The organism is Streptomyces sp. NPDC059788, from assembly GCF_042732265.1.
In the GTDB taxonomy this organism is placed as follows: domain Bacteria; phylum Actinomycetota; class Actinomycetes; order Streptomycetales; family Streptomycetaceae; genus Streptomyces.
This window is the reverse complement of the sequence record NZ_JBHWHY010000012.1, coordinates 1-24,743: the sequence shown is the minus strand read 5'-3', so window position 1 is coordinate 24,743 and position 24,743 is coordinate 1. Positions and strand designations below refer to the sequence as shown.

The following is a 24,743-nucleotide window of genomic DNA, read 5'->3' as shown; positions in this document are numbered from 1 at the left end:
GCCATCACGCAAGGAACCTGGCGGCCCTGTTCGCCTCCCATCCGTCCGGAGGCGGCAACCGGTGTCAGGTGTACCGAGACGGTGCGCAACAGGATCAACGCGGCACACCGAATCGAGCCCTGGCTCGCCAACCGCCTCGGTGAGCCCTTGCTGGCGCATCTGCTCCGAGTCGGCACCTGGCGATTGAGCGAGAGCGGCATGTACGCGGGGCTATGGCCAGGCCGGCCGGACTCGATGTGCCACTGTGTCCTCTTCAACCGCAAGGCGCATCTCATCTACTCCTACGGCGCCCACCACACGGACGCCGACTGCGACCGCGCCCTTCTCGAACCGGCCCCGCGGATGTGGCTGCCAGCGCCGGAAGAAGAAGCAGGGCACCCTCCGGGGGGAGCGCCTCTGTCCGGCTGGCGTCACGTCCTGCGTGCCAGCGCCACACTGCCGATGCAGATCTCATGGCGAGCTCTCGACAACTTCGCTGCCTTGACCAGTGGGCTGGCCCTGACTCCCGGCACTGTCGGCGACGCTTACCTCGCCGCCGCCCAGCGGGCCCGGCGCCTCGGGCCCTTCCCCCTGGACGAGAGCGAAGAATACTGGGTCCTCGACGAACAGGGCCGCCAGCGTCTGCAATGGCGCATCGCTGTCGAGCCCTCCCGCTACAAACCGGTCGTGACGCAGATCCGAGCCGTATACAACTCCCTGCTCCCCCGGGTCACCAAAGTGCGTGCCCGCAGCGATTTTTATGGCGGCGTGGGATCGGCCGCGCGGCCGCGTCCACGACGCTGATGCGCATCCGGCGGCGGCTGGGCCGGCCACCGGCATTCGATGCCGTGAGCCTCATGTCCGCCAGGCCCACGGCCGTTTCTTCGACATCACGCACCCTCATAGCGACACTGACGAAAGGCACTGACGTGGACGGGTACTCGGGCCGCTGTCTCGCAGGACGTTACCGCCTGCTTGCGGAACTCACCGGCGGTGCGACCGCCGCCCGGGACATGGTCAGCGGCCGTATCGTGCGCCTTGTTGCCCTGTCCGTGCACGAGCACCGGTCGAAGCCCGGCGCAGCACCGCACGACCCCCTGCAGCACGCAGTGGATGCCGTCCGCGCGGTGACGGAACTGCCGCCAGGCCACCGGCTGGAGCGGGCCCTCGGCGCGGTGGTCGACGACACCGACGAGAGCACGCTGTGGATCATCGCTGAGCCAGTCGCGCACTCACGTCCGCTGGCAAGCATGGCTGATGACGGCCTGGTGGCTCCGGACTATGCCGCCGCGGTGGCCCACAAGATCCTGGCGGCGCTGGCCATCGTGCACGCTCACGGCTGGGCCCACGGCAACCTCACCGCGCAATCGGTACGGATCCGCGCGGGCGGGCAGGTCGTGCTCACCGGCCTGGCCGTCGGCGTGGCCCAAGAGGTGCTGTGCGGCTACCCGGTGCAGCCCGCGCCCCTGCCGGACCGTTCCGAGCCTGCATCGCCCGCGTTCCGCGGGCCGAGCACCCCGGAGCAAGCAGCCTGCGCCCACCGGTGCCGGATGCTGCGCGTCGGGGCGGTCACCGAGCGGTGGCCCCCCGAACAGGCGGCCGGCATCTGGCCCCTGGCGCCGGTCGGGCCCGCCACCGATCTCTGGGCCCTCGGCGCGCTGCTGTACCGCCTCGTGCAGGGACAGCCCCCGTACCCCGAGAACACGGTCGAGGACCTGATCGACGCCGTCGTACACACCGCGCCAGCACCCGCCGAAGACTGCGGGGCGCTGCGCCCGGTCATCGAGAGCCTGCTGCGGCGCGCTCCGGAGCAGCGGCCGCACGCCGATGAGGTGCAGGGGTGGCTGCGCACGCTGAGGTACGGCACCCAAGAACCCCTACCGGCTGCGCCCGTGTACCGGCTCCCGGCAGTCGACAGCAGACCGGCCGCGGAGCCGGACTGGTCACGCGGCGGCTCTTCCGCACGCCGGCACCGCGGCACAGGACGGCGACGGCGCCTGCCAGCGCTGCCCCGCCTGCCGCGCCCCCTCGGTGGCGGGGGGCTGACGCACCGGGCAGCACTGGTGCTTCTCGTCATGGTGCTGGTGCTGGCCGCAGCGGTCTGTGCCGTGCTCCTGACGGCCGAGGCCGACCGCGCTGCGGAAGACACCTCCACGTGCCCGTTTCCCGCGCCGGGCCGCTCCAGGACCAGCGAGAGCGTCCACCGCGACCCGTGCGGCTTCCGCCTGGCTCTGGGCCCCGGCTGGATACGCCAGCAAGAAGCCCGCCAGCGGGTGCGCTTCACCCGGGGCGCCCTGACGGTGCTGGTCGTACCCGGTCGTGATCCGGCTCGAAGTCACGGCACCGACCCGCTGGCCTACCAGCGCGGGCAGGCGGAGCTGACCGCATTCCGCGCGGACCCGCACGGCAGCGCCACCGACGTTCGGCTGATCACCGACGGTCCGGACGCCACCATCGCTCAGGGCACGTTCCGCTGGACGGGAGCCGACGGCCGGGGCGTCATCGCCCGCAATGAGGCGATGCTCCACCGGGGCCGCTACCACGTGCTGACCGTGCTCGGCCCCGCCGGGCAGCGGGATCAGGCCATCGCGCACTTCAACCGGCTGGCCAGCAGCTACCGGCCGGCCAGCCGGCGCGGTCCCCCGCCCTCGGACAACCGCCGGTGACCGCCCCGCCCCGTCCGGAGACCACATGCCCCGCCTTCACCACCCTCCTCATCCCACCGGCGCCCCGTCCACCGCGCCCGACGGTCACCGGACGCCGGGCGCACCGGCCGGCCATGCGAAGCCGGCGCCCGCACCGGAAGGGCCGCCGCGGTCCTCGCCTCCTGCCGCGATCGACTACACCGGCCGCCGCCACCGCCACGCGCTGCAGGACGCCACCTGGGCGGACTTGGCCCGGAGCATCCCCGCCGCGCTGGCCCAGTCGGCCCGTCTGGCCTGGGAGGCCGACCGGCGCATGGTCGTCACCATCGCCGTGTGCCAGCTCCTGGCCGGCATCGGCACAGCCGTGATGCTGACCTCCGCCAGCCGCGCCCTGAAGACGCTCTTTCGTGCACAGGACGCCCACCAGGGACTCACCGCGGTCTGGCCGTCCCTGGCCATGGCGGCCGCCGCCACCATGGTGAGCGCGGGGGCGGGAATCCTCGCCGACTGGGCCACCCGCCGGCTGAACCCCAAGGTCGCCGCAGCTGCCGATTGCACCCTCATCGGGCTGCACCTGGAGGCCGAACTCGGCGCGTTCGGCACGACGGGTTTCAGCGAGCGCAGTCAGGCGGCGGATCTCGGTGCGCAGCGCTCCGCCGTCCTCCTGGCGGACACGAAGGCCCTCACCCAGGGGGGCGTGCAACTGGTGGCGGCCGCCGTCGTCCTGGCGGGGCTGTCACCGGTGCTGCTGGCCGTGCTGGTGCTGTCCGTCGTTCCGCGGGCCGTAGGGGGTGTGATCGCCGCGCGGGTGGACTACGCGGTGCACGACCGTACGATCGCCGACCGGGCCCGGAGGAACATGATGCGCGGCTGGCTGACGCGGCCGACGCTCGCCGATGAGGTCCGCGTGAACTCGATGCGCTCCTTCCTGTACGGCTGGTACGACGTGATGTGCCAGGGAATGATCCGCACCGAACTTGCCGCCTCCGGGCCCCTGTTGCGTACCGGCTTGGTCGCCGCGGTGGTCGGGGGCAGTTTCACCCTGTGCATCTGGGCCGCGCTCGCCTGCCTGGCACTGACCGGCCATCTGAGCCTGGCCGGAGCTTGCGCCGCGGTCATCGCCGCCCAGACCGCCGGCCGGGCCCTGAACACAAGCGTCCGCGCCTGCACCGAACTGTTCCATCATTCCCTCTACCTCGCCGAGCTGTTCGACTTCACCTCCTGGCTCCGTCAGATGTCTTCACGGCGCGGCACCGCCACCGTCCAGGCCCCCCGCCACATTCACCTGCGGAGAGCGGCTTTTACCTACTGTGATCGCACCGTGCCCGCCCTGCATCCGCTAGACCTGACGTTGACTCGGGGAGAGGTGGTGGCGCTGGTCGGCCTGAACGGCGCGGGCAAATCCACCCTGCTGCGCCTGCTGATGGGCCTGACCCTGCCCACCGAGGGCACGGTCTCCTGGGACGGCACCGACCTAGCCGCCGCCGATCCCGAGTCGCTATGGCGCCGGATCGCGCTCGTGCCCCAGGAGATCGGTCGCTGGCCGCTGACCGTCCGGGAAAACATCGCCCTGGGCCGCGACGTGGACGACAGCTCCTTGTGGGCGGCTGTCCGGCAGGTCGGTCTGGAGGAGGTGATTCGCGGCCTTCCCCACCAGATGGACACGTTGCTGGCCGGCCAGATGTGGGGCGGCCAGGACCTGTCCGGCGGGCAGTGGCAGCGTCTGGCTATCGCGCGGGCACTCGTCCAAGAACCCGACCTTCTGGTCCTGGACGAGCCGGCCAGCGCGATGGACGCCTGCGGCGAGTACCACCTCTTTCGCACCCTGCGTGCGATGGCGCCCGGCCGGATCACGCTCGTGGTCACTCACCGTCTGGACCACCTTCAGATGGCCGACAGGGTCCTGGTCCTTGAGCAAGGGCGCCTACGCCAGTGCGGGCCCTATGACGCCCTGGTGTCAGAGCCCGGCTCGCCCCTGCGACGCCTGCGGGACTTCACCCAAGGCCAGCACGACGGACCCGTCCTTGCCGACGCGGCCGCCGGACCGGCACATCTTCGCCCCGCATCCCTCTGAAAGGAACACGAACCGCATGAAGCAAACCGCTCCCGCATGCGCAGCCCGGGCAAGCGCCCGAACGGACGGGTCCACCGGCGCGCCCGGCGCTGGCCACGGCCGCCCGGCACGGATCGACACTGCTCTCACCGGCGGATACGCGGACCGCCGGTCACCGGCCGGAGGTGCCCGATGACCGGCGCCTACCTACGGTTTCCGCATCTGCACGGCGACCTGGTCGCGTTCACGGCGGAGGACGACGTGTGGATCGCCCCGCTCGACGGCGGCCGCGCCTGGCGGCTGAGCGCCGACAACCGCCCCGTCATGCGTCCGCGGATTTCTTCGGACGGCGCCCACGTCGCCTGGGCCTCGACCCGCACCGGCGCCTACGGCGTATACGAGGTAATCGCCGCCCCCCTCGACGGCGGGCCGGCCACCCAACTCACCTACTGGGGCGGCCGGGCCATCGTGGGCGGCTGGACGCCGGACGGTGACATCGTCGCCATCAGCGCCCACGCGCAGCCCGCCTGGTGCCGCAAATGGGCCTATGCGGTGCCGCTCGACGCGGGGCCGGCCCGCCGGCTTCCCTACGGCCCGGTCGGCGACGTGGCCTACGGGCCCAACGGGCAGGTCCTGCTGAGATCGGCCGGGATGGGCGGCGGGGATGCCTCAGCGTGGAAGCGCTACCGGGGCGGCACAGCGGGCAAGCTGTGGATCGACCACACGGGCGACGGTGAGTTCGTACGCCGCCACGAAGACCTGGCCGGGAATCTGGAGTGCCCGTTGTGGGCCGGGGGACGCATCGCCTTCCTCTCCGACCACGAAGGAACCGGCGCCCTGTACTCCTCGCGCCCCGACGGCACGGACCTGCACCGGCACACCCCGCTCGGCGAGTTCTACGCCCGCCACGCCGCAACCGACGGCACCCGCGTCATCTACATGTCCGCCGGTGACCTGTGGCTGCTGGAAGATCTCGACGGGGCCCAGCCCCGGCGGCTGGACATCCGGCTCGGCGGCCAGCGCACCGACCTCACCCCTCGCCCCGTCACCGCCGAGTACCACCTCACCGCGGTCTCCCCCGACCACAGCGGGTGCGGCAGCGCCGTCACCGTCCGCGGCACCATTCACTGGCTCACCCATCGCGACGGCCCGGCCCGCGCGCTCGCCGCACAGCCCGGCGTACGGGCCCGGCTGCCGCGGACCTTCCGCCTGGACGGGCAGGAGCACGTGCTGTGGGTGACGGACGCCGACGGCGAGGACGGACTGGAGCTGGCGCCCGCCACCGGTACGGCGGACGGCACCATGCCGCGCCGCCTGGGCACCGGAGAGCTGGGCCGGGTGCTGGGCCTCGCCGTCGCTCCCGACGGCAGCCACGCCGCCGTCTGCGCGCACGACGGGCGCGTCCTGCTGGTGGACCTGGCCTCCGGGACCGTCCGGGAGGTCGACCGCAGCGAGCACGGCAATGCCACCGGCCTGGTCTTCTCACCGGACTCCGCCTGGCTCGCCTGGTCCCACCCCGGCCCCTTGCCGCTGCGCCAGATCAAGCTCGCCCACACCGCCGACCTAGTGGTCTGTGACGCGACGCCGCTGCGTTTCCGGGACTACTCCCCGGCCTTCACCCGCGACGGCAAACACCTGGCGTTCCTGTCCGAGCGGTCCTTCGACCCGGTCTACGACGCCCACGTCTTCGACCTGGCTTTCATCGGCGCCTGCCGCCCGCACCTGATCACCCTCGCCGCGACCACCCCGTCCCCCTTCGGCCCGCAGCGCACCGGCCGCGCCATAGAGCCGGAAAAGGAGGACGCGGCGCAAGAGGACAGCGACGTGCCCGTCACCGCTGTCGATCTCGAAGGGCTCAGCGACCGGATCATCCCCGCCCCCGTGGAGGCCGCCCAGTACTCCGCGCTGCGCGCGGCCAAGGACGGCCTGCTCTGGCTGCGCCACCCGCTGCGCGGCGTGCTCGGCGCGGCCCGGGCCACCCCCGATGCCGACGCCCCGAAGACCACGCTGGAGCGCTACAGCTTCGACAAGCGCACGTGCGAGGAGATCGGCTCCGACGTCAATTCCTTCGCGGTCACCGGCGACGGCAAGCGCCTGCTGGTGCGCTCGGACGGCAAACTGCGCCTGGTCCCGGCCGACCGCCGCCCCTCCAAGGACGAGGACAGCGACACCAACATCAGCGTCGACCTCAGCCGCATCCGGCACATGCTCGACCCGGCCGCCGAATGGCGCCAAATGTACGACGAGGCCGGCCGGCTGATGCGCGACAACTACTGGCACCCCGACCTCGGACGCCCGGACCACGGCGGCCTCGACTGGGACTCGGTCCTGGACCGCTACCGCCCACTGCTGGAACGCATCGCCACCCACGACGACCTCGTCGACCTGCTCTGGGAGGTCCAGGGCGAACTGGGCACCTCCCACGCCTACGTCTCCCCGCCCTGGGGCTACAACAAGGCCACCCGGCAGGGCCTTTTGGGCGCCGACCTCTCCCGGCACGCGGACGGCACCTGGCGCATCGACCGCATCCTGCCTTCCGAGACCTCCGACCCCGACGCCCGCTCCCCCCTGGCCGCGCCCGGCGTCGCCGTACACGCAGGTGACGCCATCACCGCCGTCGGCGGCCGGCCCGTCGACCCCGTCACCGGACCAGCCCCGCTCCTGGTCGGCTCGGCCGGACAGCCCGTCGAACTGACCATCCGCCCCGCCGACGGCGGCGAACCGCGCCACCCCGTCGTCATCCCGATCCCCCACGACCGTGCCCTGCGCTACCACGCCTGGGTCGCCGACCGGCGGGCCTACGTCCACGCGGCATCCGGCGGCCGGCTCGGCTACCTCCACGTCCCCGACATGGTCGGCTCGGGCTGGGCCCAGCTCCACCGCGACCTGCACCTCGAAGTCGCCCGCGAGGGCCTGCTCCTGGACGTACGGGAGAACTCCGGCGGCCACACCTCCCAGCTCGTCGTCGAAAAGCTGGCCCGCCGCGTCATCGGCTGGACCCTGCCCCGCGGAGCCCAGCCGTACAGCTACCCGCGCGACGCTCCGCGCGGCCCGATCGTCGCCCTCGCCAACGAATGCTCCGCATCCGACGGCGACATCATCACCGCCGCCGTCAAGGCGCTCGGCATCGGCCCGGTCGTCGGCACCCGCACCTGGGGCGGCGTCATCGGCATCGACTCCCGCTACCACCTCGTCGACGGCACCCTGGTCACCCAGCCCAAGTACGCGCCCTGGTTCGACGGATTCGAGTGGGGCGTCGAGAATCACGGCGTCGAGCCGGACGTCGAGATCCTCCACACTCCGCAGGACCACGCGGCCGGGCTCGACCCTCAACTCGACGAAGCGATCCGGCTCGCACTCACCACACTGCACCACACGCCGGCGAAGTTCCCACCCGCACTCCCCTCCCTGCCGGGCCGCCCCTAGCTCTTAGGCGGCAGTCCATGCCGGGCCGGTCGGCTCGGCATGGACTGTTCGAAGGCGGGACCGTCGCGTCTGTCTTCGCTCGGGTCTTCGAGCCCTCGGCTCAGGGCGTGCGGGCGGGCCCGTTCCCGTGGTGATGGACGCATGGCCGCCGCCGTCAGGTGTTGGCGCCGGCCGGCGCTGGGGCGGATACCTGGACCGCCCCGGCCTCGGGAGCCTCGCGTTAGAGCGAGGAACAAGCCAGCCAGGCCCCTCGGCGGGTCGAAGAGCACTTCCTTGGCTTCGACAGCGTGAAACGGCCCCGCTTGACAGTGGGATTCGGCCCCACTTCGCGATCTTTCGGGCATGCTCTGTCAATGGAATTTGGCCCCACCCAAGTCGCCGGGCATGCTGATCCGACATGCCGGGCCCGACGCGGGGCATGGCGACGGGGCGGGAGGATCGCGTTGATCGTCTGGGTGAACGGTGCGTTCGGCAGTGGGAAGAGCACCCTGGTGGACGAGCTGCGTCCGCGCTGGTCCGAGGCACTCGTCTATGACCCGGAGATGGTCGGCTATGTGCTGCGGGAGATCGTGGAGGTGCCGACCGGAGACTTCCAGGATCTCAGGCTGTGGCGTCGGCAGGTCGCCGACCTGGCGGTGGGCCTGGTCGAGGAGTACCGCCGCTCGGTTCTGGTCCCCATGACCTTGGTCAGCCCCGGGTATGTCGGTGAGATCTTCGACGCGTTGAAGGAGGCGGGCATCACCGTCCACCACTTCTTCCTCAAGGTCTCCCGAGAGGTCCTGGAAAAGCGGATCGACGGCCGGAGCTTCACCCCGGACGACCCCGAGCAGGACGAGCGGGTCCGGCGCTGGTGCAAGGACAGGATCGAACCGTGCATGGCCGCGGCCGGCACCCTGCCCAGCGACACGGTGTTCCTGGACGGCGAACTGTCGCCGCAGGAGCTGGCCGACCAGGTACTGAACCGTGTCGGCGTGGGCCCGGGCCGGTAGGGCACGCTGTGGTGGTGGCGGTGATGGCCTGCGGTCATCCGCCGTCTTGACGGGTCTTGGCGTGAGCTAGGCCGTGTTTTAGAACTGGGGCCCGTGTCTCGCTTCGTGCCGTGATGATCTTGGTGTGGGGCGAGGGGATCTTTCAGGTGACCAGTGGGCGGTACTGGGGCCGTTGTTGCCGGTCGCGGTGTTGGGCAGGCCGTCGGTTGGCCGGCGACGGTTGATCGACGGGATCCGTTGGCGGGTGAGGACTGGTGCTTTGTGGCGGGATCTGCCATTCGAATACGGTCCGTGGCAGACGGTCTATGGGCTCTTCCGCCGCTGGCAGCGCGAAGGTGTCTGGTCGGCAGTCCTGACCGGGCTGCAGGCCCGGGCGGACGCCACCGGTTTGATCACCTGGGACGTGAACGTCGACTCCACGATCTGCCGGGCCCATCAGCACGCGGCCGGTGCCCGGCGGGACGGCCGGGGCCAGAAGGAACCGCCGGGCGGCCATCGGACCGAACCCGACGACCATGGCCTGGGCCGCTCCCGCGGAGGCTGGAGCACGAAGATACACCTGGCCTGCGAGCAAGGGCAGAAACCGTTATCGCTGCTGGTCACAGCAGGCCAGCGGGGAGACAGCCCGGAGTTCACGGCCGTGCTGGAAGCCATCCGGGTTCCCCGTCTCGGGCTGGGCCGCCCCCGGGTCCGTCCCTTGCGGGTGCGGGGTGGCAAGGCGTATTCGTCACGCGCGAACCGTGCGTATCTGCGCCGGCGCGGGATCCGCTGCACAATCCCGGAGCCTGCCGATCAGGCCGGCCACCGCAAGCGCCGGGGAACGGCTGGCGGGCGGCCTCCAGCCTTCGACCGCGAGGACTACAAGGCCCGTCACTCGGTCGAGTGCGGCATCAACCGGCTCAAGCGGAATCGGGCGGTGGCGACCCGGTTCGACAAGCTCGCGGTCCGCTTGGAGGCGGCTGTTCTCATCGCCGCGATCAACGAATGGCTGTGACCTGCTGGGAGTGTCAGCCCTGCGTGTCATTCTGGCTGCGGTCAAGTCAGTGGGCTGAGGAAAGACAGGAGAACAACGTCACAGCCAGAGATGTACCCGCCCGAGGAAGATCACGACCGTTTGGAGACCACCTTGTGCGCAGCCGTGGAGGCAGTTGCCGAGATGCCCCCCGATACGGTGAGCACCGTGGTCTCCAGCCCACCCATGGCCTCCGAAGGGTGCCATGCCCCGACGAGAAGCTCCACGTGGCGGTGCACCCCGGAGACTGGGGGCACCGGCGCTCCTGCTGCCCCTCCGGGGCGATTACTGACGGCACCGCCCGTATCCGTTCACGCGGACTGACAACAGCGGTCCATGCGTCATCCGCGGCAGTTTCGGCAGCCGCCGCGCTCCTGGGTCACTGTTGAGAGCCTCACACGTTGGATCCTCCGGCACTTCCGGCACCGAGCAGTCCACGGGGCGTTGAAGCCGTGGTAAGGCTCGGTGGGGTCGAAGTCAGCTTCGCGCAGCAGTTGGGCCGCTCGATCGGCAGAGAGACGTTCTTGAGCTCCTTCGGCGAGCTGTGCCTCCAGGTCGGCCATGGCGTGTCTGATCTGTTCGGTTTCCATTCGGTGACGCCGCCGGGCCCGTGCGGCGGCTCGCTCCCAGAGACTGCGTTGCTCCGGAGAAACTTCGCAGCCGATCAGGAATGCGTCGAGCCTTCCTTTTGATGTTGGTACGGCTGCGCGGTTCAGTATGCGGTGGAGGGTGGATGTAGACAGCGGTGTGCATTCGGTGGCGTGCTGGCGAGCGCGATATTGCATGAGCCTGATACTGGGGGCCCCTTTTTTCGCGTGCAGGGCTACCAAGGCACTGCTCAGGTCGGCGAGACTGTTAACCAGTTTCGGAGGGATCGCCGGTGGGGGCGGCGCACCTCGCGTCAGTCGTTGTTTCTCGTGGTAGGCGGCTTCCCAGAGGCGGTCAACGTATTTGATGTCGAGTCTGCAGGCGTGCGCGTACGCGCGGACTACATCCCGGCGCGGCAGACGCTGGCCGGAGGCTGCACGTTGCAGCGTTGTGGCGCTGACGACCCCGGCCCGGCCGGCGAGCTCCGAGTAGGTCAGCCTGCTGCTGCGGCGCCCTTCCCGGAGATACGCCGCCAGCTCTACCAAGGGACTTTTCATACCGAGGGGTTTTTCCGGACGTGCCATGGCAATGCTCGTTCAGTGCTGGCTTCCGGATGTCAGCGCGGCGCGCACTGCGCGGCGAAGACTGCGCAACGGACTGATACCAGCGACCGCGGTAAGGGCTACGGCGAGCAGTCCGGTCTCGGACAGAAGTGGAAGGATCTGGTTAATCGGCATCCCGGTGAGCGCGAGAGCGCCACCGGTAATGAGAAAGGTCACGATGACGGCGGCTTCGCCGCCTCCCAGCCGCCTGGTGGTGGAAACGGTACACGCAACGCATGCGTGATGACGCTCAGACATAGGTTCGCTCTTTTCGGGGTCGTCCGGTGCCGCATGTCACGGCCCATCGGAGTGCGCTCCTGGCTCAAGCACGCTTGTTGCTCACTGCAGTTGGCCCCACCGTGAGCAAACAGCATCGTGTCACCCTGGCAGGCCTCCCCCGGACCGATCCTCGGAATTGATGCGCGTCCGCATCAGGCTCTGATAGAGGCTCCGCCCCGCGGACTTCTCATACCGTTGAGGTGAGACAGACTGCATCAATCGCTGACCAGCCATGTCACCTCAGCAGGCGCACAGTGCCAAAAGTGCGCCCCTTCACGGTGGACTTACTCATCTCACTTCGTCCCTTGGCTTCTTGTCGCCGAGGTTGCTCCCTGCGACGATGCAGGAACGCCGACATCTGGCGTGCTCCCGGGATGCTCCTGGCTCAGCAGGCTGATCGGGGAGAAACGGCAGTCTCACGTTGGCCCGTGACCTGCCCACGAAGGGACGACCCGCCCCACGGCCGGTCGTCCCTTCGTCGTTGTGGGTACCGGTCAGTCCAGGTCCCGGAACCGGGAGTGCCAGCGAAGCAGCCCGGCACCGCACGATCGGCAGGACACTGAGCAAGATCGCCGAACGCGTCCCGGTGTGGACTGCGCTGCTGACCACACTGCCGGTGACCTACCTGCCGCTGCCCGCCGGCCGTATGAACATCGGCGTCTCGTGCTACGCCCGGCCCGAGCACGTGCTCTTGTCTGAGCGCGCGTTCGCCCACCCGGCGATCCTGGCACAGCAGTTGCTGCACGAGCTGTGCCACCAGCGGCTGTACCTGTGCCAGGAACTCCCCCCGCCGAGCTCCCCGGCACCGCTCAAATCACCTGCGCCCTGCCCCGTCTGCGGCTCCCGCTCGACGTGGCCGCCCCTCCGCAACGAGGGCCTGACGCACCTCGATGACTACCTGCACAGCCGCCGGACCCTGCTCACCGCCGCGCGCCCTACCTGAGCGAGACGGTCACACCCTCGCCGACCGGATCCAGGGGATGCCCGCATGACCACCTCCTCGACGCCCAGCAGCCACAGCCTCTGGGCCCCCTGTACACCCGCACCATCGACGTCGGGGTCAGCGCATCCAGCCGGAGTGCGTGAGGGGCGCGCCGTGGCGGCCGGTGATCGCGTGGTCCGGAGTGTCCAGCCAGACGTATTGGCCGCGAGGGCTGATGCTCAGGCCGGCGCGGTCGCGGTCGGGCCGGCCCAGGTCCTGCCACGCTTGGTAGGCCGCTTCGGCCTCGTCCCACAGCCGACGGGGCCCGTACTGGCTGACCAAGTAGTCGTCAGCGCCGGGGACATAGTCGGCGGCCGCCCAGGAGCATCGGTCGTCGGCCAGAAGCCAGACGGTGGTTTCGCCGCTGTCGTCGTCGGCATCAACGGGCAGGTACCAGACGGTGGGCAGAGCAAGGCCGGTGTAGAACAGGGCGTCGGCGTTGGAAATGAGGCTTCGCGGGCACAGGGTGGTGCGCGTGTCGGCGGCGTATTCCTGGTGGTGGAGGAAATCACGGAGGTATCCGCGCGGGGGCCGCTGGTTGCGGGTACGCATGAAGGCCGGGTAGCCGGCGAAGCGGCCCTGGGCGCAGCCGTCGTGGACATCGAGGACGGCGTAGGAGTGACTGAAGAATGACCCGCCCCAGGGCGTGACGATCCGTCCTTGTGGAGACTGGCACACCCAGGCGTAAGGCACCTCAGGCACGGTATAGGTAGCAATTACGCGGTCGTACGGAGCACGAGCAGGCCAGCCCGCATCCCCGTCCGCGCACTCGATGAGCGGCCGCACTCCGGCCCGTCCGGTGTTGATGCGCGCCTGGTGGACCAGGGCTGGGTCCACGTCGACAGAGACGACGTGGGGGTCACCGAGCCGGTGGGCGAGCCAGGCCGCGTTGAACCCGGTGCCTGCTCCCAGTTCCAAGACGCGGTGCCCCTCCTTGAGGTCCAAGAGCGAGAGCATCTCCAGCATCAGGGACGGCATGGAAGTGCTCGACGTCGGCAGCCGGTATTCGTCCCCTGTGATCGGGGCACCGTCGTTGACCTGCGTGGTGATGGCCACGTCGTCATAGACCGCGGCCGACCATGTCTGCGGGTCGTCCCGGCGGCTGAGCACCTCGGCATCAATTTCTATGGCGTCCGGCAAGAACAGTTCACGCCGCACGGTCCGGACCGTTTCCCTCCAGTCCCCGAGCACGACGCCCTTGGCCTCCAGGGCCGCAACGAGCCGGTCGGGTCCGGTCATTTCGGCGGGACTGGCTTGGACCACTGGCCGTCCGACTCTTTCGGGCTTTGCTTCTTGTCTCCGTCGGACCCGCCCTTGCCGTCTCCGTGCCGTCCCATCCTGTTCCTTCCCGCACTTCTTACCATCGTGACAGGCCGTAGTGTCCCGCATCCGGAGGGGGATACGGAAGAGGCAACCGGCCGGAGCATCCGGGTCCTGGGCGCGCCAGAGCATTTCAGCACAAGCGTTCCCAAGGTGACGAGCGCAGCTTTGTTATGGCCGCCCAACCGCGGCGGGGGGATCAGGCCGGTGAGGTCCAGGCACAGGGTCTCGACGTCGATCAGGCGCATAGCGCGCTCGCCGCGGCGGTGGCGGACGTGTTCGGACTTGAGGCCGAGGTGGCCGACGACGATGGATGCGGCCCGTGCACGTCGACGCACAGGGACACGGCGGTGTGCCGGGCGCCAGGGTCGCCGATCCAGGCAGATGCGGAGGCCGCGGCGAGGCCGTCCAGGCGGAAATTGGCCAACGCCCCGGCGGGTGCCGGATCGAACATGGCCGGGGCGGCGTGGACAGCCGCGGCGGCTCCGGCCAGGGCGGCGGCTGTGTCGGCCGTCCAGTCGGCCGCGTCGGGTAGGTACTCCAGGAGCAGTAAGCGGGAGGCCTCGGCAGCGCGAAGCAGGTGCGGCAGCACCGGGCAGTGGCCGACCAGGGCATAAGCCAGGGCTCGGCGTCGTACGCGGCGCTGGTGGCGTGGCGCTTGAGGACCGCGGCCGGCGCGTCACCGAGGGCAGCGACGGTGGCGGGTTGGGCTTATCGAGGGCCCAGCCGGAGGCGGCGCACAGCAGGACTTTGCGCCGCAAGCCCCGACCGCCATTCCCGCCACACCTTGCACGAGGGGCCATACTCTTGCAAGAGTAGTCGTGTGTCACCGGTGGGCATCTTCATCCCCGGAATGCTGTCCGAACGTGGCCCGATGCACGGCCACCAGATTCGACTCCTGCCCGAGGAGGAGCACCTGGACCCGTGGACCGACATCACGATCGGAAGGCTCCGCGGAGCCATCAGACGCCTGACGGCAGAGGGCTTGATCGAGAAGGAACGGACGGAGCAGGTCGACTCGTACCCGCAACGCAAGGTGTGGCGGACCACCGAGTCCGACGCGCAGCCCCTGTCCCGCTCCGGCTGAGCGGCCTGAGCGAGATCGTGCAGCATCCCGCCCCCTTCGACCTCAACCTCGCCCGGCTCGACCCTGATCACCTCGCTGACCTGCCCACCATCATCGAGGCCCGGATTACGACGCTGAAGCCGACCGGCACGGAGCACGAAGCCCATACCCGGGTGATCGCCCGCTGCCTGACGATGGCGGAGTCGCTCACCACGCGGCGCCGCCTCGTCCGGCTACAAGCAGACGCCAACTGGCACGAACAGCTGCTGCGTCAGCTATCCGAACTAATCAAAAATGGTAAAACCCGGAGGAGTTGGCATGACTCAATGGCCCGAAGCACCGGCCGGTGATGACCACCGGAAGAAGGAGCTCGTCAAATCACGCGAACGCATCACCGCCTGGAACCGTGAGCTGCAAAGCGTTCATCACCGCCTGGAGAAGGCCCTGGAGGAGGCCCGAGACGCAATCCGCAACGGCACACGCACCCAGACGCTCTCGCCCGACCTGCGGAGCTTTTGCTACAACTTCTGTTCCGCGCTGGGGCAGCACCACAGGAGCGAAGATGCCGAATTCTTCCCAACCCTGCTGGAGCAGATGCCGGAGCTGGAACCCGCGATCACCAGTCTCACCCAACATCACCAGGTCCTCGCGCAGCTCCTCGACGACTTCCAGAAGAGTCTGGACTCCGCGGAAAGCTCTCCACGGCGGTTGCTCAAGCAGATCAACACCATCAAGTCCGTCATGAAGACCCACTTCTCTGCCGAGGAACGATCACTGAACTACGCCCTGCGCGTCCTTGACGCCCCGACCAGCGACAGTGTCCGGATGTTCGGCGACATCCGCTGACTCGGCTGCTTCAGCGGCTCCTGGGCAATGCCGTGGTCCAGCACTGCCGACTCGGCCATCTGACTGCCGGGATGAGGAGGGCGGTGGGAAACTTGTGTGCCGCCCAGCCTCGTCCTGCATTACCCATGCTGAGGGTCGGCCAGCCCGGCTGCGTGTTGCCGTCGGCGGGCTGCTCCTGGGCCGGGGCTTGCGGGGCCACGAGCGGACCGTTGCGTGATGCGGCCGGGACGTACTCGGTGAGAGCGTCCAGGGAGCGGATGACGCCGTACCCGTAGTACGCGTCCGGAGCACCGTCCGAGGTGCCGGACGGCCGCTGTGCGGTCGCGGTGAGGCGGTTGGCGATCTGCCCGGCGGACAGCTGCGGGTACTTGGCCCGCAGCAGGGCCGCCAATCCAGAGACGTAGGCCGTGGAGTCCGAGGTGCCGCTGGTGTACCGGTAGGACTGGCCGCGGCCGACGGAGCCGATCTTCTCGCCGGGAGCGGCGAGCAGCACATGCGGACCGTAGTTGGAGTCCTCCCAGATCCTCCCGCCGGATCCGACGGCGCCCACGGCCAGGACGCCGGGCTCGGCCGCCGGGTAGTTCGGGGACGCCGACCCGCCGGTCGACCGCGCCCTCGATCTGCGGGAACGCAGCGGAGACCGCACGGTCTACCGCACGGCCTTGGATGCGGCCGTCCGAGAGGACCCGCGGCAGGTCGACTGCTGGGCGCACCTGGGCAGCGACGCTCTCGATCGCGCCGAGCAGGACACCTCCGCACTGTCCGAGGCCCTGGGTTTCTACCAGACCGCCGTGGCCGTGGCGGAGCTGTCGCTGCCGCCGTCCTTCACCGGCGTCCTGGCCTGGAGCGAACTGGACAACCGCCCCTTCCACCGGGCGTTGCACGGCCTGGGTCTGACCTGGTGGCAGCTGGGCGAGACGGCGCACGCCACGGCGGTCTTCGGCAACAGCCTCTGGACCAACCCAGACGACAATCAAGGCATTCGCTACCTGATCGGGCAGGTGAAGGCAGGCGCCCGGTGGCGCCAGCGGGTCAGGGACTAGCGAGCGAGAGATATGTAAGGCGCCTTGCACTTCAGATGCAAGGCGCCTTACGCTTCGTGGGGTTGAGAGGAGGGCTGCGTGCCCGAGCCGTACGACATCCACGACGCACCGCCCCTGTACCAGGAACTCGTGCACCGGTGGGGCCCGCCGCTGGGCATCGAGGAGACCCGCAAGCGCTGGAGCGAGCTGGTCGGCGCCGCCAGGAACGGCACCGTCACACTGATCGCTCGCTTTGCCGATGGCCGACCGCAGTGGACGGCGCTGGTACCGCTCGCCGAGGTCGCCGAGCCGGCCGCCGACTGCCCGGTGTGGCCGCTGCTGGCCGCCCGCAAGAAGCTCGGGCAGCTGGTCGATGACGCCGCCCGGTGGCCCACCGGCCGCACCCAGCTCCTGTCGAACCGGCACACTCTGGTCGCCGCGCTGGTCCCGGCCGCCGCGCTGGTGGACCGCCACGGGGAACGCATCGACGTCGAGGAACTGCTCCGGGACGGCGGCACCGTGACCCTGCGCTTCGACCCCGGGGTGCGCGGCCGCGTCGACGAGGACGGGGATGTCGTCACCGAGCCGCAGGACGAGGCGTTCATCGTGACCGCCGCCTCGTACGACGGCACCGAGGTCGGCAGCGGCGTCGGCCCCACCATCGCCGAGGCGATGATCCGCCTCACGCGCCACCAGCCCTGGCCGGACGGCACCGAGCAGACGGCCAGTGGCGATCCTTGGGCCGTCGGCGGCTACAGCGATGAACCCCCCTTCTAGGAAGGCCCGGACACCGTGACCCACGATCGTGAGACCACCCCCCGGCCCGGACCGCACAAGGTCGCGCTCTCCCTGATCCAGACGGCCGCGCTCGACTACGCCGCCGATCACTTCCCGGCCAACGGGCCGCAGGAGCCCAACTGGGAGATGCACCGCGCCCTGACGGCCACGCTGGACAGTTGGCAGGCGAACGGCACGCTGCGCGAGGACTCCCTGCTGCTGACCGAGCAGCTGGCGGTCGATCTGGTCGCCTACCTCTTCCAGCAGCTCGGCGACCGGGCCCGCATGGAGCTGTGGCTGCGCGACTTCGGCGACCAGGTGTGCCAGGCCCAGCAGCACAGCCATCCAGCCGGACCCACCGCGATCGAGATCCTGTCGGTCGTCGCCGAGGACCTGGCTGTCCGTCCCCCGGAGCCTGCCGGGGCGGAGCGCCTCGCCCGGATCGGTGTGCCCTACCTGCTCTACCTCCGCGACGGCCACGAGGTCGAGGACGCGCGGGAGATGGCGCTGACGTTCGCACTGTGGGCGGGCGCGCAGTTGGCGGCGCTCATGCACCACGACGCCGAGCGGATCACCGCCTACCTCCATGCCCGCGAGAACGCGCACACCGAAGAATGAGGAGGTCCCCACCACCCATCCGCCGACGAGTTCACCGCCCTGTACCCGGCCGGCACTCAGGTGAGGGCATATCCGGGGGTTTGCGGCAAGGAACCGCGCGCCCCGGCGTGGGCGCTCGGGCGCGGCGCAGTTGTGGTCTCCAGTGGCCCACGAGCATGGCCCTGCCCATACAGCTCAGTACGACCCGGAGAACCCGGCATACCAGCGCCCACGGGCTAGGTGATGACCGAGGAACTGCTCCCCGTTTCCGTGCTGCCATCGATCGCACCACTGAACAGTGAGGACACCGACCATGGCGTACCCCGCCTACATGCCGCCCGTGGGTGGCACCAAGATGAGCCACCCAGAGATCACCGATCAATGCCGTCCCGACGACGAGACCACCTACCCCGAGCACGACTATCCGGCCACCGGGCCCGCACGCTGCCACCGCTGCGACGCCACCGAAGTTGATGGGGATCGGTGATTTTGGCTCTATCAAAGTGAGGACCCAGACATGGCCGACGTCGCCTGGGCCATAGTCTCAGCGCTGTTTTCGATCAGGTGGTGGGCCCACGCTTTGAGGATCGCCGCCCCAGAGCGTACTGCTGCCCCTTGCGCATCGGCGGTGGCCCATCCTGCCTCAGCTGGTGATCACCGCCCCGCGTAGAGTGGACGCGCCCGGCGGCGCGACGACGTCCGGCCGATGCTGCCGCCGCCGGGCCCAGTCGCCGGCGGAACTCAACGCCCTGGCGCCCACCGCTGTCGTGGCGGTCAGGCCGTTGCGGGGTGTTGCCGGCCGCGGCCGTCGCAGTGCATGCACCGCGCCGAACCGTCCACCGTCTCCCCTTCGCACGTCATCGTCTGGGTGCGTACCAATTGGCTCAGCACGGCGGCCGCGCCGGGACGCAGGTCGAGGGCATACCGCTCGCCTTCGGGCCCGGCGAGGGTGAGGGTGACGGCGGGCTCGGACCACGGCGGGTCCACCGGGTACCAGGCGATCAGCTCTCGCAGGGCGTCGGCGAGTTCCCCGGCGGCCGTGCCGCCGGGCGGTGCAGCCTCTTGCATGGTTCGTCTTCCCTTCCGGTGCGGTGCGGCCGGTGGCCAGCCGGTTCAAGGAGCTTGCCGCGGGCCAGGCCGCCGTCGGGGCTGTACCGGACCGGGGGCGCCCGGCCGGCGCCGCGAAGCGGCGCTGCGCCGCGGGCCAGGCCACCGTGGTCACCGTGCCGACGACGTTACCGGGACAAGGTGCCCGTCTCCGGCGTATGCCGAGAGTTGTGCTGTACAGGCGCGGATCAGCGGTCAGCTTCCGCCTGCTTGACGATGCGGCGGAGCTCGGCGATGTGTCCGGCGAGGGCCTTCCGGCCGGTCGAGGTGAGCGCGAGCCAGGCGCGCCGGCGGTCCTTCGTGACCGAGGCGTACTGCGCCTCCTGGAGGACCTTGACGTGCTTGCTCAGCACCGAGTCGCTGACCCCCAGCGCCTCGCGGACGACGGAGAACTCCATGGCGTCGACGGCGGCGAGCATGCTGCAGATCTGCAGCCGGTTCGGTGCGTGGATGACCTCGTCGAAGGCCGCGCCGGTCATCGTCCGGCCCGGATGTCGCGTCCGGCGACCGCGTCAACGCGGAACCCCACGGCCGCGGTGAGCACGCCGATGACACCGCCGGTCACGGCGATGGCCCACTGCACACCGGCCCCCCACTCCAGGTACATGCCGACGGCGGCCAGCAGGACGAAGGCGAGCATCCACCCGCCGAAGATCCTCATGGCGCCGAGCGTGGCGGTGAACCGCTGATAGGAGACGCCGGTCGCCCGCCGGACCGCGTAGTCGAGGCCGAGCACCACGACGACGAACACGGAGACCGCCCAGGAGGCCTCCCGCAGGCTCATGGAGAAGAAGACGAGCGCCACCGCGGCACCCAGGCCCACGTGGTACCACCACGGGGCCGCGATGTGGGTGGCCGCATGGGCCCGGGAGGCGGCGACGGAGTCCAGGGCGGAGCGGGCCGAATCCGGCGGCATCCGACTATTGCCCGAGTTGGTTTCCATGATGGAAAGAATCGCAGGATACTTGCCGTCATGGCAAGTATCCTGGTCGCAAGCCTCGCCCGGATCTGCCGCGGCCACTGCTCCGACCGGGATACCCGACGCAGAAGCACCCCAGGGGACGCCGCTCCGGAGGAATTGCGAGACGCGTGCTGGGAAGTCAGTCCCGAACGGCTTGCCCAGGCCGGCTCCCGCAGGACATCTCTCACAACCGTCGGGCCGAGACAGTTCTTCAAACCTAGGAGCCAAGGGAGACTATGGGGATGAACCTCACTGACGACGCCCGGTATCGGCACGACGCCATTGCCCAGGCAGTCGGCTTCCCTGCCGACTGGGCACCGGACTCCAGATCGTTCGAGGTGGGGCACCAACCATTTGTCCAGGCTCGGGACGAGGCTCGTCGTCTACGCGCTCAAGCTGTCACCGGAGATTCCGAGGCTGGAGCGTATGAGCGTGCAGTGACCAAGCTGGAACGCCTGTGGGCCGACCTCCGCAACCTGCCTCCGCACAGATAGCGCAGTACATGATCATGACGTCGTAGGCTTCGGCGCATGCACAGCACGCTGACCGAGCACGCCCGGTGTCTTTACGGAGATGAGTACCGTCCGATACCGGCGTGCGGTCAGGAGCATCGCGAGCACTACTTCGTCGAAGAGCTGACGTTCGCTGATGCGGACGCGATTCTGTCGATGCTGCGGGAGCTGTGCCCGCACGTGGTCGACGGTCAGCTCCCGGTGCGGATTCGCAATCTCGCCTATCGGCTCGTGCTGCTGCAGAGGCCGGACGAGCCGGCTCTTCTGCGGGAAGCCGCGGAGAACCTGTGGCTGCACGGTCCGGATTGGGACGACATCGCGGCGGGGCTCACGAAGCGGGCCGAAGAGCTGGAAGCCCGCTAACGGAACCTGATCGTCAGGGCTTGAGCCACAGGCGGACCGAGGCCACAGTGACGGTCCCCGTGAACACGTAGGCGAGTGGCCCGTACGACACAGGCAGGGCTCCACCCTGTGTGTCACCGCCGCCCCGACCGAGCATCGCTGTTCCTTAGACCCGAGACCGGCCGGGTCCGGCTCTCCTACCGCCGGGCCGAGGAAATCTTCGAGGAGAACACCCGGCTGCCGGCCAGCCCGCTGGCCTCACCCGAGGGCATCGGGTGACGCAAGATCACACAGGAGAGTCCCGGTTTCTGCGCGGCGCACCGTAGTTGGCGGCCAACTCGGCGGCATAGGCGGCGGGGACGCGCTGGTTGCCGAAAACCTGCGGCAGCCAGGACGCCAGCGCGCCGGCCGCGTCGGCGCACGGCCCGTACCGGACGTGCCAATCGTGGCGTGCGGCCTGGTCCGGGAAGCCTCGGACGACGGCGACCTCCGGGTCCCGTTCGCCCCAGCAGCCCCAACGGCCGGAAGGACCGGTCAGTGCGACGGTCCGCGCCGCGATGGTGACCGACTCCAGGGCTTCCTTGCCCGAGTCGAATCCGATCTCCGCCCAGTAGTCGTCAGGCGTGGCCCCGACGGACAGCGACAGCCCCGATCCGGCGATGCCGTCCGCCTCGACCACGAGGAGGTCGACCTGCCGGTCCCCGTGCAGCCTGGCCAGCGCGGAGAGTGCTGGCCAGGCGTCCGGGTCACGAAGTGGTGTCCTGGTTCTCAGTCTGGTGCGGAGCTGGCGTGGTCAGTTACAAGGCGAGGGTAACCGCGTCATGATCGCCCGGACAGGTCCTAGAGGGACGGGCCGCCAGGAGCGGCGGCAGCGGCCCCCGCCTGCCCGCAAGGGGCGTTCGACGCGCTTTCTGCACGACGCGCCCGCGCGGCTCCTGCGCTGGAGCCCCTGCACCCTCCGACACGAAGGACATCGATGGACACCCCAAGCCAACCCCATGCATTCACCGGCCCGCAGATGGTCATGTTCGGCACCGTTGTGGCACTCACCCTGGCAGCGTCCTCGGCCGCGCTCTGGGGAAATGCTGAGCAGAGCGAGCGCGGCTTCCGGATGCTGCACTGGCTGCACAAGCTCAGCGAGAGCGAGCTCCCGCCCGCAGGGTCGGGCCGGTAACTCCGGTAGGCGGTTCTCGTACCGCCACGGCGAGGTGATGTGTGGCCCGTCCCGCTGGCCCGCCTCCCGGGCTCAGGCCGCCAGGCCGAGGATCAAGGTCGGGTTCTGGCTCCAGGGGATGGTCTTCTTGCGGTAGGCGTCAAAGGCCGAGCTGCGCAGGGAGTGGCGGGAGTGGGCGGCGACCACCTCGGCCGGGGCGCCGGCGGCTAGGGCCGCCTGGATCCAGCCGCGGCGCATGGAGTGGCCGGTGATGCGGCGCACCGCCCGGCGGGCGGCCCGCACCCCGGCCCGCCAGGTCTTGAGGACGGCGTTGGCCTGCTCGGCGGTGGGGGCCTGGGCGGCGGCCGCGTACGCCTCCTGCTTGGCCCGGGCGGCGGCCGCCCGCTCCTCGGCGGTGGGGGTGGGGGTGAGCCCGGCGGCGCGGGCGGCGGCCTTGATGATGTTGTTGACGGTGTCGGCGGTGATGCCGCCGCGGCGCCGCGCATCGCGGGTCAGGCGGCCCGCGGCCTTGGCGCCGATGTTGCCGTGCCGGTCGATGCGGCGCAGCAGCGGCCCGGCGGTCAGCTGGCCGTCGTCGGCGAGCACCTGCAGCCACTCCTCCAGGGCGTGGATGGGGCACAGCTCCTGCTCGCCGGGGGCCAGGATGCGCACCTCCTGGCCGCGCGCGTGCTGGTCGGCCTTGGACCGGCGGACCTTGATGATCAGGGCCCGGCGCGGCACCTTCGTACCGGTCGCGTCCTTGATCTTCACGGTGGTGATCTTCGCGTCGTGCAGGTTGAGGCGGGCGGGCTCGCTGGCCCGCCCGGCCATCCAGAAGTCGATGAGCATCGCCGCGGCGTCGCGCTTGCCGCGCACGGTGGTGCGGTCCAGCTTGCGCACCATCAGCCGCAGCTCGTCCAGGTCGACGGCGTCGGCCTGCAGCGGGCCCGGCTCCAGGTCCGGGTCGTCGGCCTCCTCCCCGGCACGGTGGCTGACGATGCGCAGGGCCGCCTTGACCTCCGCGTCGCCCAGCGGCGCCTCCTTGACGGCGCGCAGCGCCCGCAGCGTGCCCAGGTGGGCCTCGAGGGTCTGGGCCGGGTGGCCGCGGTCGGCCAGGTCGGCGAGGTAGGAGACCACCGCGTTGGGCTCGTCCAGGGCCCAGCCGTAGGCGGCGCACCAGTCGCGGTAGGAGCGCCAGCGCGACGCCCGGGCGTCGTGGGAGTTCTTCGGCACCGAGTCGGCCAGCCGGCGGGCGGCCGCGGCGGTCAGCCGGGTGCCGGTGGCGGTGCGCACGTCCGGCTCCGCGCGGCGGCGGACGGCCGGGGCGGCCCCGACGGCGGCGGGCACGAGGTCGGTCGACATGGCTACGGCTCCTGGTGCGGGATCGGACGGGGGCGGGCGGGGGCGGTGCCGGGCACGGTGTAGACATCCCAGCGGTCCCATTGCCGGTTGGGGACGTCGCCGCTGGTCAGCGTGGTGGCGAGGGCCGCGCGCAGCCGCGCGGGCCACGGCCGGGCGGGCTGCCCGTCGGTGAGCAGGGCCTCAATCAGCGGGGCGAACAGCGACTCGTGGTCGTAGGGGGCGTTGTCGTCGCACGCCAGCAGGGTCAGCGGCGGCAGATCGGCGGGCCGGAGCGCGGCCAGGGCCGCGCGGAAGCGGCGGCTGCTGCCGAAGCAGGTGAAGGCGACCAGCACCGGCGCGCGCAGCGGTCCTGCCACGGAGGCCAGCTCGGTGCCGACGAAACTGTCCGGCGACAAGTTGTCGATCCCTCGGGAGTCGTAGCTGTGCCCGGCGGCGAAGAGCACCTCGGCGTCGGCCCCGAGCACGGCGGGCACCTCCTCCGCGGTCATCTCCGTCGGGGTCTGGTAGCCGAGCAGGTCGGTGCCGGGCAGGACGGCGAGGTGCCCGGCGACCTGTGCGGCGCACGCGGCGAACCGCGGCTGGCGCTTGAGCGCCGCCACCGCGACCCGGGTGCGGCCCGGGTCGCAGGGAGCGGGCAGCGGCCGTGCCCTCGTGGCCGGGGCGGGCCGGGCGGCGGTCGGCGGCCCGGCGTGGCGGGAGCCGGTCTTGGCGCTCATCGCGGGTCCTCCTGCGGCTGGTCGCCGGCAGGCGGCACGCAGGCCGCCGCGGCGCGCGCGGGCTCCGGGGCGCCGGTCCCGGTCAGGGCCGGGTCGTCGCGGTCGACGCCGTTGGCGACGGCCATGTCGGCGTAGGAGTCGTACAGCTCCATCCCGGCGGGCAGTACGGGGCGGGCCAAGGCGCCGTCGGCGAGCTGCTGCTGGACACCGGCGTGGTGCTCAGCCCCGCGCAGCAGCCACCCGGCGCACATCTGGGGCTGCCCGGGGCGGCCGGAGTGGCAGCCGAAGTGCCGGTCGGTCCCGGGCCGCGACGTCGCGGCCGAGTGCCGGTACGCCTCCGCCGGGAACTGGCCGGGCGGGGCGTCGCGCCGCCACGGGCACGGCTCGGCTCCGCTGCACGGCCGCGC

28 protein-coding genes are annotated in these 24,743 nt (G+C 70.5%); 16 read left to right on the top strand and 12 right to left on the bottom strand.

The window, feature by feature from the left end; all coding sequences use genetic code 11:
- Positions 1–81: 81 nt before the first annotated feature.
- The 6 genes from ACFV57_RS12825 (at position 82) to ACFV57_RS12800 (ending at position 10,086) form a co-directional block, all read left to right on the top strand.
- Entirely contained in the window at positions 82–783 is a 702-nt protein-coding gene (locus ACFV57_RS12825; RefSeq protein ID WP_385229589.1) for a hypothetical protein, read from the top strand.
- 125 nt (positions 784–908) lie between these two features.
- A complete protein-coding gene (locus ACFV57_RS12820) occupies positions 909–2,645 on the top strand; it encodes a hypothetical protein (RefSeq protein WP_385229586.1) in 1,737 nt (578 codons plus the stop codon).
- A 25-nt stretch (positions 2,646–2,670) separates the two neighbouring features.
- Complete coding sequence (locus tag ACFV57_RS12815) at positions 2,671–4,698, top strand: ATP-binding cassette domain-containing protein (protein WP_385229583.1); 2,028 nt, start codon at positions 2,671–2,673, stop codon at positions 4,696–4,698.
- A 171-nt stretch (positions 4,699–4,869) separates the two neighbouring features.
- Positions 4,870–8,103: a PDZ domain-containing protein gene (locus ACFV57_RS12810; RefSeq protein ID WP_385229580.1), complete on the top strand. Its 3,234-nt coding sequence runs from the start codon at positions 4,870–4,872 to the stop codon at positions 8,101–8,103.
- Positions 8,104–8,546: 443 nt separating this feature from the next.
- A complete protein-coding gene (locus ACFV57_RS12805; RefSeq protein WP_385229577.1) occupies positions 8,547–9,092 on the top strand; it encodes an AAA family ATPase in 546 nt (181 codons plus the stop codon).
- 124 nt (positions 9,093–9,216) lie between these two features.
- Positions 9,217–10,086 (top strand): IS5 family transposase, encoded by an 870-nt coding sequence (locus ACFV57_RS12800; RefSeq protein ID WP_385229574.1) that lies wholly within the window; start codon positions 9,217–9,219, stop codon positions 10,084–10,086.
- A 359-nt stretch (positions 10,087–10,445) separates the two neighbouring features.
- Here the strand turns inward: ACFV57_RS12800 and ACFV57_RS12795 are convergent, their stop codons facing one another.
- Positions 10,446–11,276: a helix-turn-helix domain-containing protein gene (locus ACFV57_RS12795; protein ID WP_385229571.1), complete on the bottom strand. Its 831-nt coding sequence runs from the start codon at positions 11,274–11,276 to the stop codon at positions 10,446–10,448.
- Between the two features lie 12 nt (positions 11,277–11,288).
- Positions 11,289–11,552: a hypothetical protein gene (locus tag ACFV57_RS12790; RefSeq protein ID WP_385229568.1), complete on the bottom strand. Its 264-nt coding sequence runs from the start codon at positions 11,550–11,552 to the stop codon at positions 11,289–11,291.
- A 607-nt stretch (positions 11,553–12,159) separates the two neighbouring features.
- Between ACFV57_RS12790 and ACFV57_RS12785 the strand changes: the two genes are divergently transcribed.
- Complete coding sequence (locus ACFV57_RS12785; protein ID WP_385229565.1) at positions 12,160–12,516, top strand: hypothetical protein; 357 nt, start codon at positions 12,160–12,162, stop codon at positions 12,514–12,516.
- Between the two features lie 117 nt (positions 12,517–12,633).
- On the opposite strand, the gene ACFV57_RS12780 is transcribed toward ACFV57_RS12785, so the two are convergent.
- Both ACFV57_RS12780 and ACFV57_RS12775 read right to left on the bottom strand, forming a co-directional pair.
- Positions 12,634–13,794 (bottom strand): methyltransferase domain-containing protein, encoded by a 1,161-nt coding sequence (locus ACFV57_RS12780; protein ID WP_385229562.1) that lies wholly within the window; start codon positions 13,792–13,794, stop codon positions 12,634–12,636.
- Positions 13,795–14,113: 319 nt separating this feature from the next.
- Positions 14,114–14,467: a hypothetical protein gene (locus ACFV57_RS12775; RefSeq protein ID WP_385229559.1), complete on the bottom strand. Its 354-nt coding sequence runs from the start codon at positions 14,465–14,467 to the stop codon at positions 14,114–14,116.
- A 261-nt stretch (positions 14,468–14,728) separates the two neighbouring features.
- On the opposite strand from ACFV57_RS12775, the gene ACFV57_RS12770 reads away from it, so the two are divergent.
- Genes ACFV57_RS12770 through ACFV57_RS12760 form a run of 3 tightly spaced genes read left to right on the top strand, consistent with a single transcriptional unit; the run spans position 14,729 to position 15,787 of the window.
- Complete coding sequence (locus tag ACFV57_RS12770; protein WP_385229556.1) at positions 14,729–14,962, top strand: hypothetical protein; 234 nt, start codon at positions 14,729–14,731, stop codon at positions 14,960–14,962.
- Positions 14,963–14,979: 17 nt separating this feature from the next.
- Positions 14,980–15,291: a hypothetical protein gene (locus ACFV57_RS12765; RefSeq protein ID WP_385229553.1), complete on the top strand. Its 312-nt coding sequence runs from the start codon at positions 14,980–14,982 to the stop codon at positions 15,289–15,291.
- Positions 15,260–15,787: a hemerythrin domain-containing protein gene (locus tag ACFV57_RS12760; protein ID WP_385229550.1), complete on the top strand. Its 528-nt coding sequence runs from the start codon at positions 15,260–15,262 to the stop codon at positions 15,785–15,787. Before ACFV57_RS12765 ends, ACFV57_RS12760 begins: the two co-directional genes overlap by 32 nt.
- 10 nt (positions 15,788–15,797) lie before the next feature.
- Here ACFV57_RS12760 and ACFV57_RS12755 read toward each other — a convergent pair whose 3' ends face one another.
- Entirely contained in the window at positions 15,798–16,433 is a 636-nt protein-coding gene (locus tag ACFV57_RS12755; protein WP_385229547.1) for a S8 family serine peptidase, read from the bottom strand.
- A gap of 16 nt (positions 16,434–16,449) precedes the next feature.
- Here ACFV57_RS12755 and ACFV57_RS12750 point away from each other — a divergent pair, with 16 nt between their 5' ends.
- The 4 genes from ACFV57_RS12750 to ACFV57_RS12735 all read left to right on the top strand — a co-directional run bounded on the left by ACFV57_RS12750 (position 16,450) and on the right by ACFV57_RS12735 (position 18,670).
- Complete coding sequence (locus ACFV57_RS12750) at positions 16,450–16,830, top strand: hypothetical protein (RefSeq protein WP_385229544.1); 381 nt, start codon at positions 16,450–16,452, stop codon at positions 16,828–16,830.
- A gap of 78 nt (positions 16,831–16,908) precedes the next feature.
- Positions 16,909–17,586, top strand: coding sequence for a hypothetical protein (locus ACFV57_RS12745; protein ID WP_385229542.1), 678 nt, complete (start codon positions 16,909–16,911; stop codon positions 17,584–17,586).
- Positions 17,587–17,601: 15 nt separating this feature from the next.
- Positions 17,602–18,204, top strand: coding sequence for a hypothetical protein (locus ACFV57_RS12740; protein WP_385229539.1), 603 nt, complete (start codon positions 17,602–17,604; stop codon positions 18,202–18,204).
- 292 nt (positions 18,205–18,496) lie between these two features.
- Positions 18,497–18,670 (top strand): hypothetical protein, encoded by a 174-nt coding sequence (locus ACFV57_RS12735; RefSeq protein ID WP_385229536.1) that lies wholly within the window; start codon positions 18,497–18,499, stop codon positions 18,668–18,670.
- A 287-nt stretch (positions 18,671–18,957) separates the two neighbouring features.
- Here ACFV57_RS12735 and ACFV57_RS12730 read toward each other — a convergent pair whose 3' ends face one another.
- The 3 genes from ACFV57_RS12730 to ACFV57_RS12720 form a co-directional block, all read right to left on the bottom strand.
- Positions 18,958–19,251, bottom strand: a complete 294-nt coding sequence (locus ACFV57_RS12730) for a hypothetical protein (protein WP_385229533.1) — start codon at positions 19,249–19,251, stop codon at positions 18,958–18,960.
- Positions 19,252–19,478: 227 nt separating this feature from the next.
- A complete protein-coding gene (locus ACFV57_RS12725) occupies positions 19,479–19,769 on the bottom strand; it encodes a transcriptional regulator (protein ID WP_385229530.1) in 291 nt (96 codons plus the stop codon).
- Positions 19,766–20,233, bottom strand: coding sequence for a hypothetical protein (locus tag ACFV57_RS12720; RefSeq protein WP_385229527.1), 468 nt, complete (start codon positions 20,231–20,233; stop codon positions 19,766–19,768). The genes ACFV57_RS12725 and ACFV57_RS12720 overlap by 4 nt, the downstream gene beginning before the upstream one ends.
- Before the next feature lie 548 nt (positions 20,234–20,781).
- Between ACFV57_RS12720 and ACFV57_RS12715 the strand changes: the two genes are divergently transcribed.
- On the top strand, positions 20,782–21,126 hold the full coding sequence (locus ACFV57_RS12715; protein WP_385229524.1) for a hypothetical protein: 345 nt from the start codon (positions 20,782–20,784) through the stop codon (positions 21,124–21,126).
- Positions 21,127–21,391: 265 nt separating this feature from the next.
- Here the strand turns inward: ACFV57_RS12715 and ACFV57_RS12710 are convergent, their stop codons facing one another.
- Positions 21,392–21,784, bottom strand: coding sequence for a hypothetical protein (locus tag ACFV57_RS12710; protein ID WP_385229521.1), 393 nt, complete (start codon positions 21,782–21,784; stop codon positions 21,392–21,394).
- Between the two features lie 297 nt (positions 21,785–22,081).
- On the opposite strand from ACFV57_RS12710, the gene ACFV57_RS12705 reads away from it, so the two are divergent.
- On the top strand, positions 22,082–22,279 hold the full coding sequence (locus tag ACFV57_RS12705; protein WP_385229518.1) for a hypothetical protein: 198 nt from the start codon (positions 22,082–22,084) through the stop codon (positions 22,277–22,279).
- A 72-nt stretch (positions 22,280–22,351) separates the two neighbouring features.
- On the opposite strand, the gene ACFV57_RS12700 is transcribed toward ACFV57_RS12705, so the two are convergent.
- From ACFV57_RS12700 to ACFV57_RS12690, 3 genes are all read right to left on the bottom strand, one after another.
- Positions 22,352–23,620 carry an integrase gene (locus tag ACFV57_RS12700; protein ID WP_385229515.1) on the bottom strand — a complete coding sequence of 423 codons (1,269 nt, stop codon included), beginning with the start codon at positions 23,618–23,620 and terminating at the stop codon, positions 22,352–22,354.
- A 2-nt stretch (positions 23,621–23,622) separates the two neighbouring features.
- On the bottom strand, positions 23,623–24,336 hold the full coding sequence (locus tag ACFV57_RS12695; RefSeq protein WP_385229512.1) for a hypothetical protein: 714 nt from the start codon (positions 24,334–24,336) through the stop codon (positions 23,623–23,625).
- Positions 24,333–24,743: DUF6283 family protein (locus ACFV57_RS12690; protein ID WP_385229509.1), on the bottom strand; the 411-nt coding region annotated here is incomplete at its 5' end. The genes ACFV57_RS12695 and ACFV57_RS12690, both read right to left, overlap by 4 nt.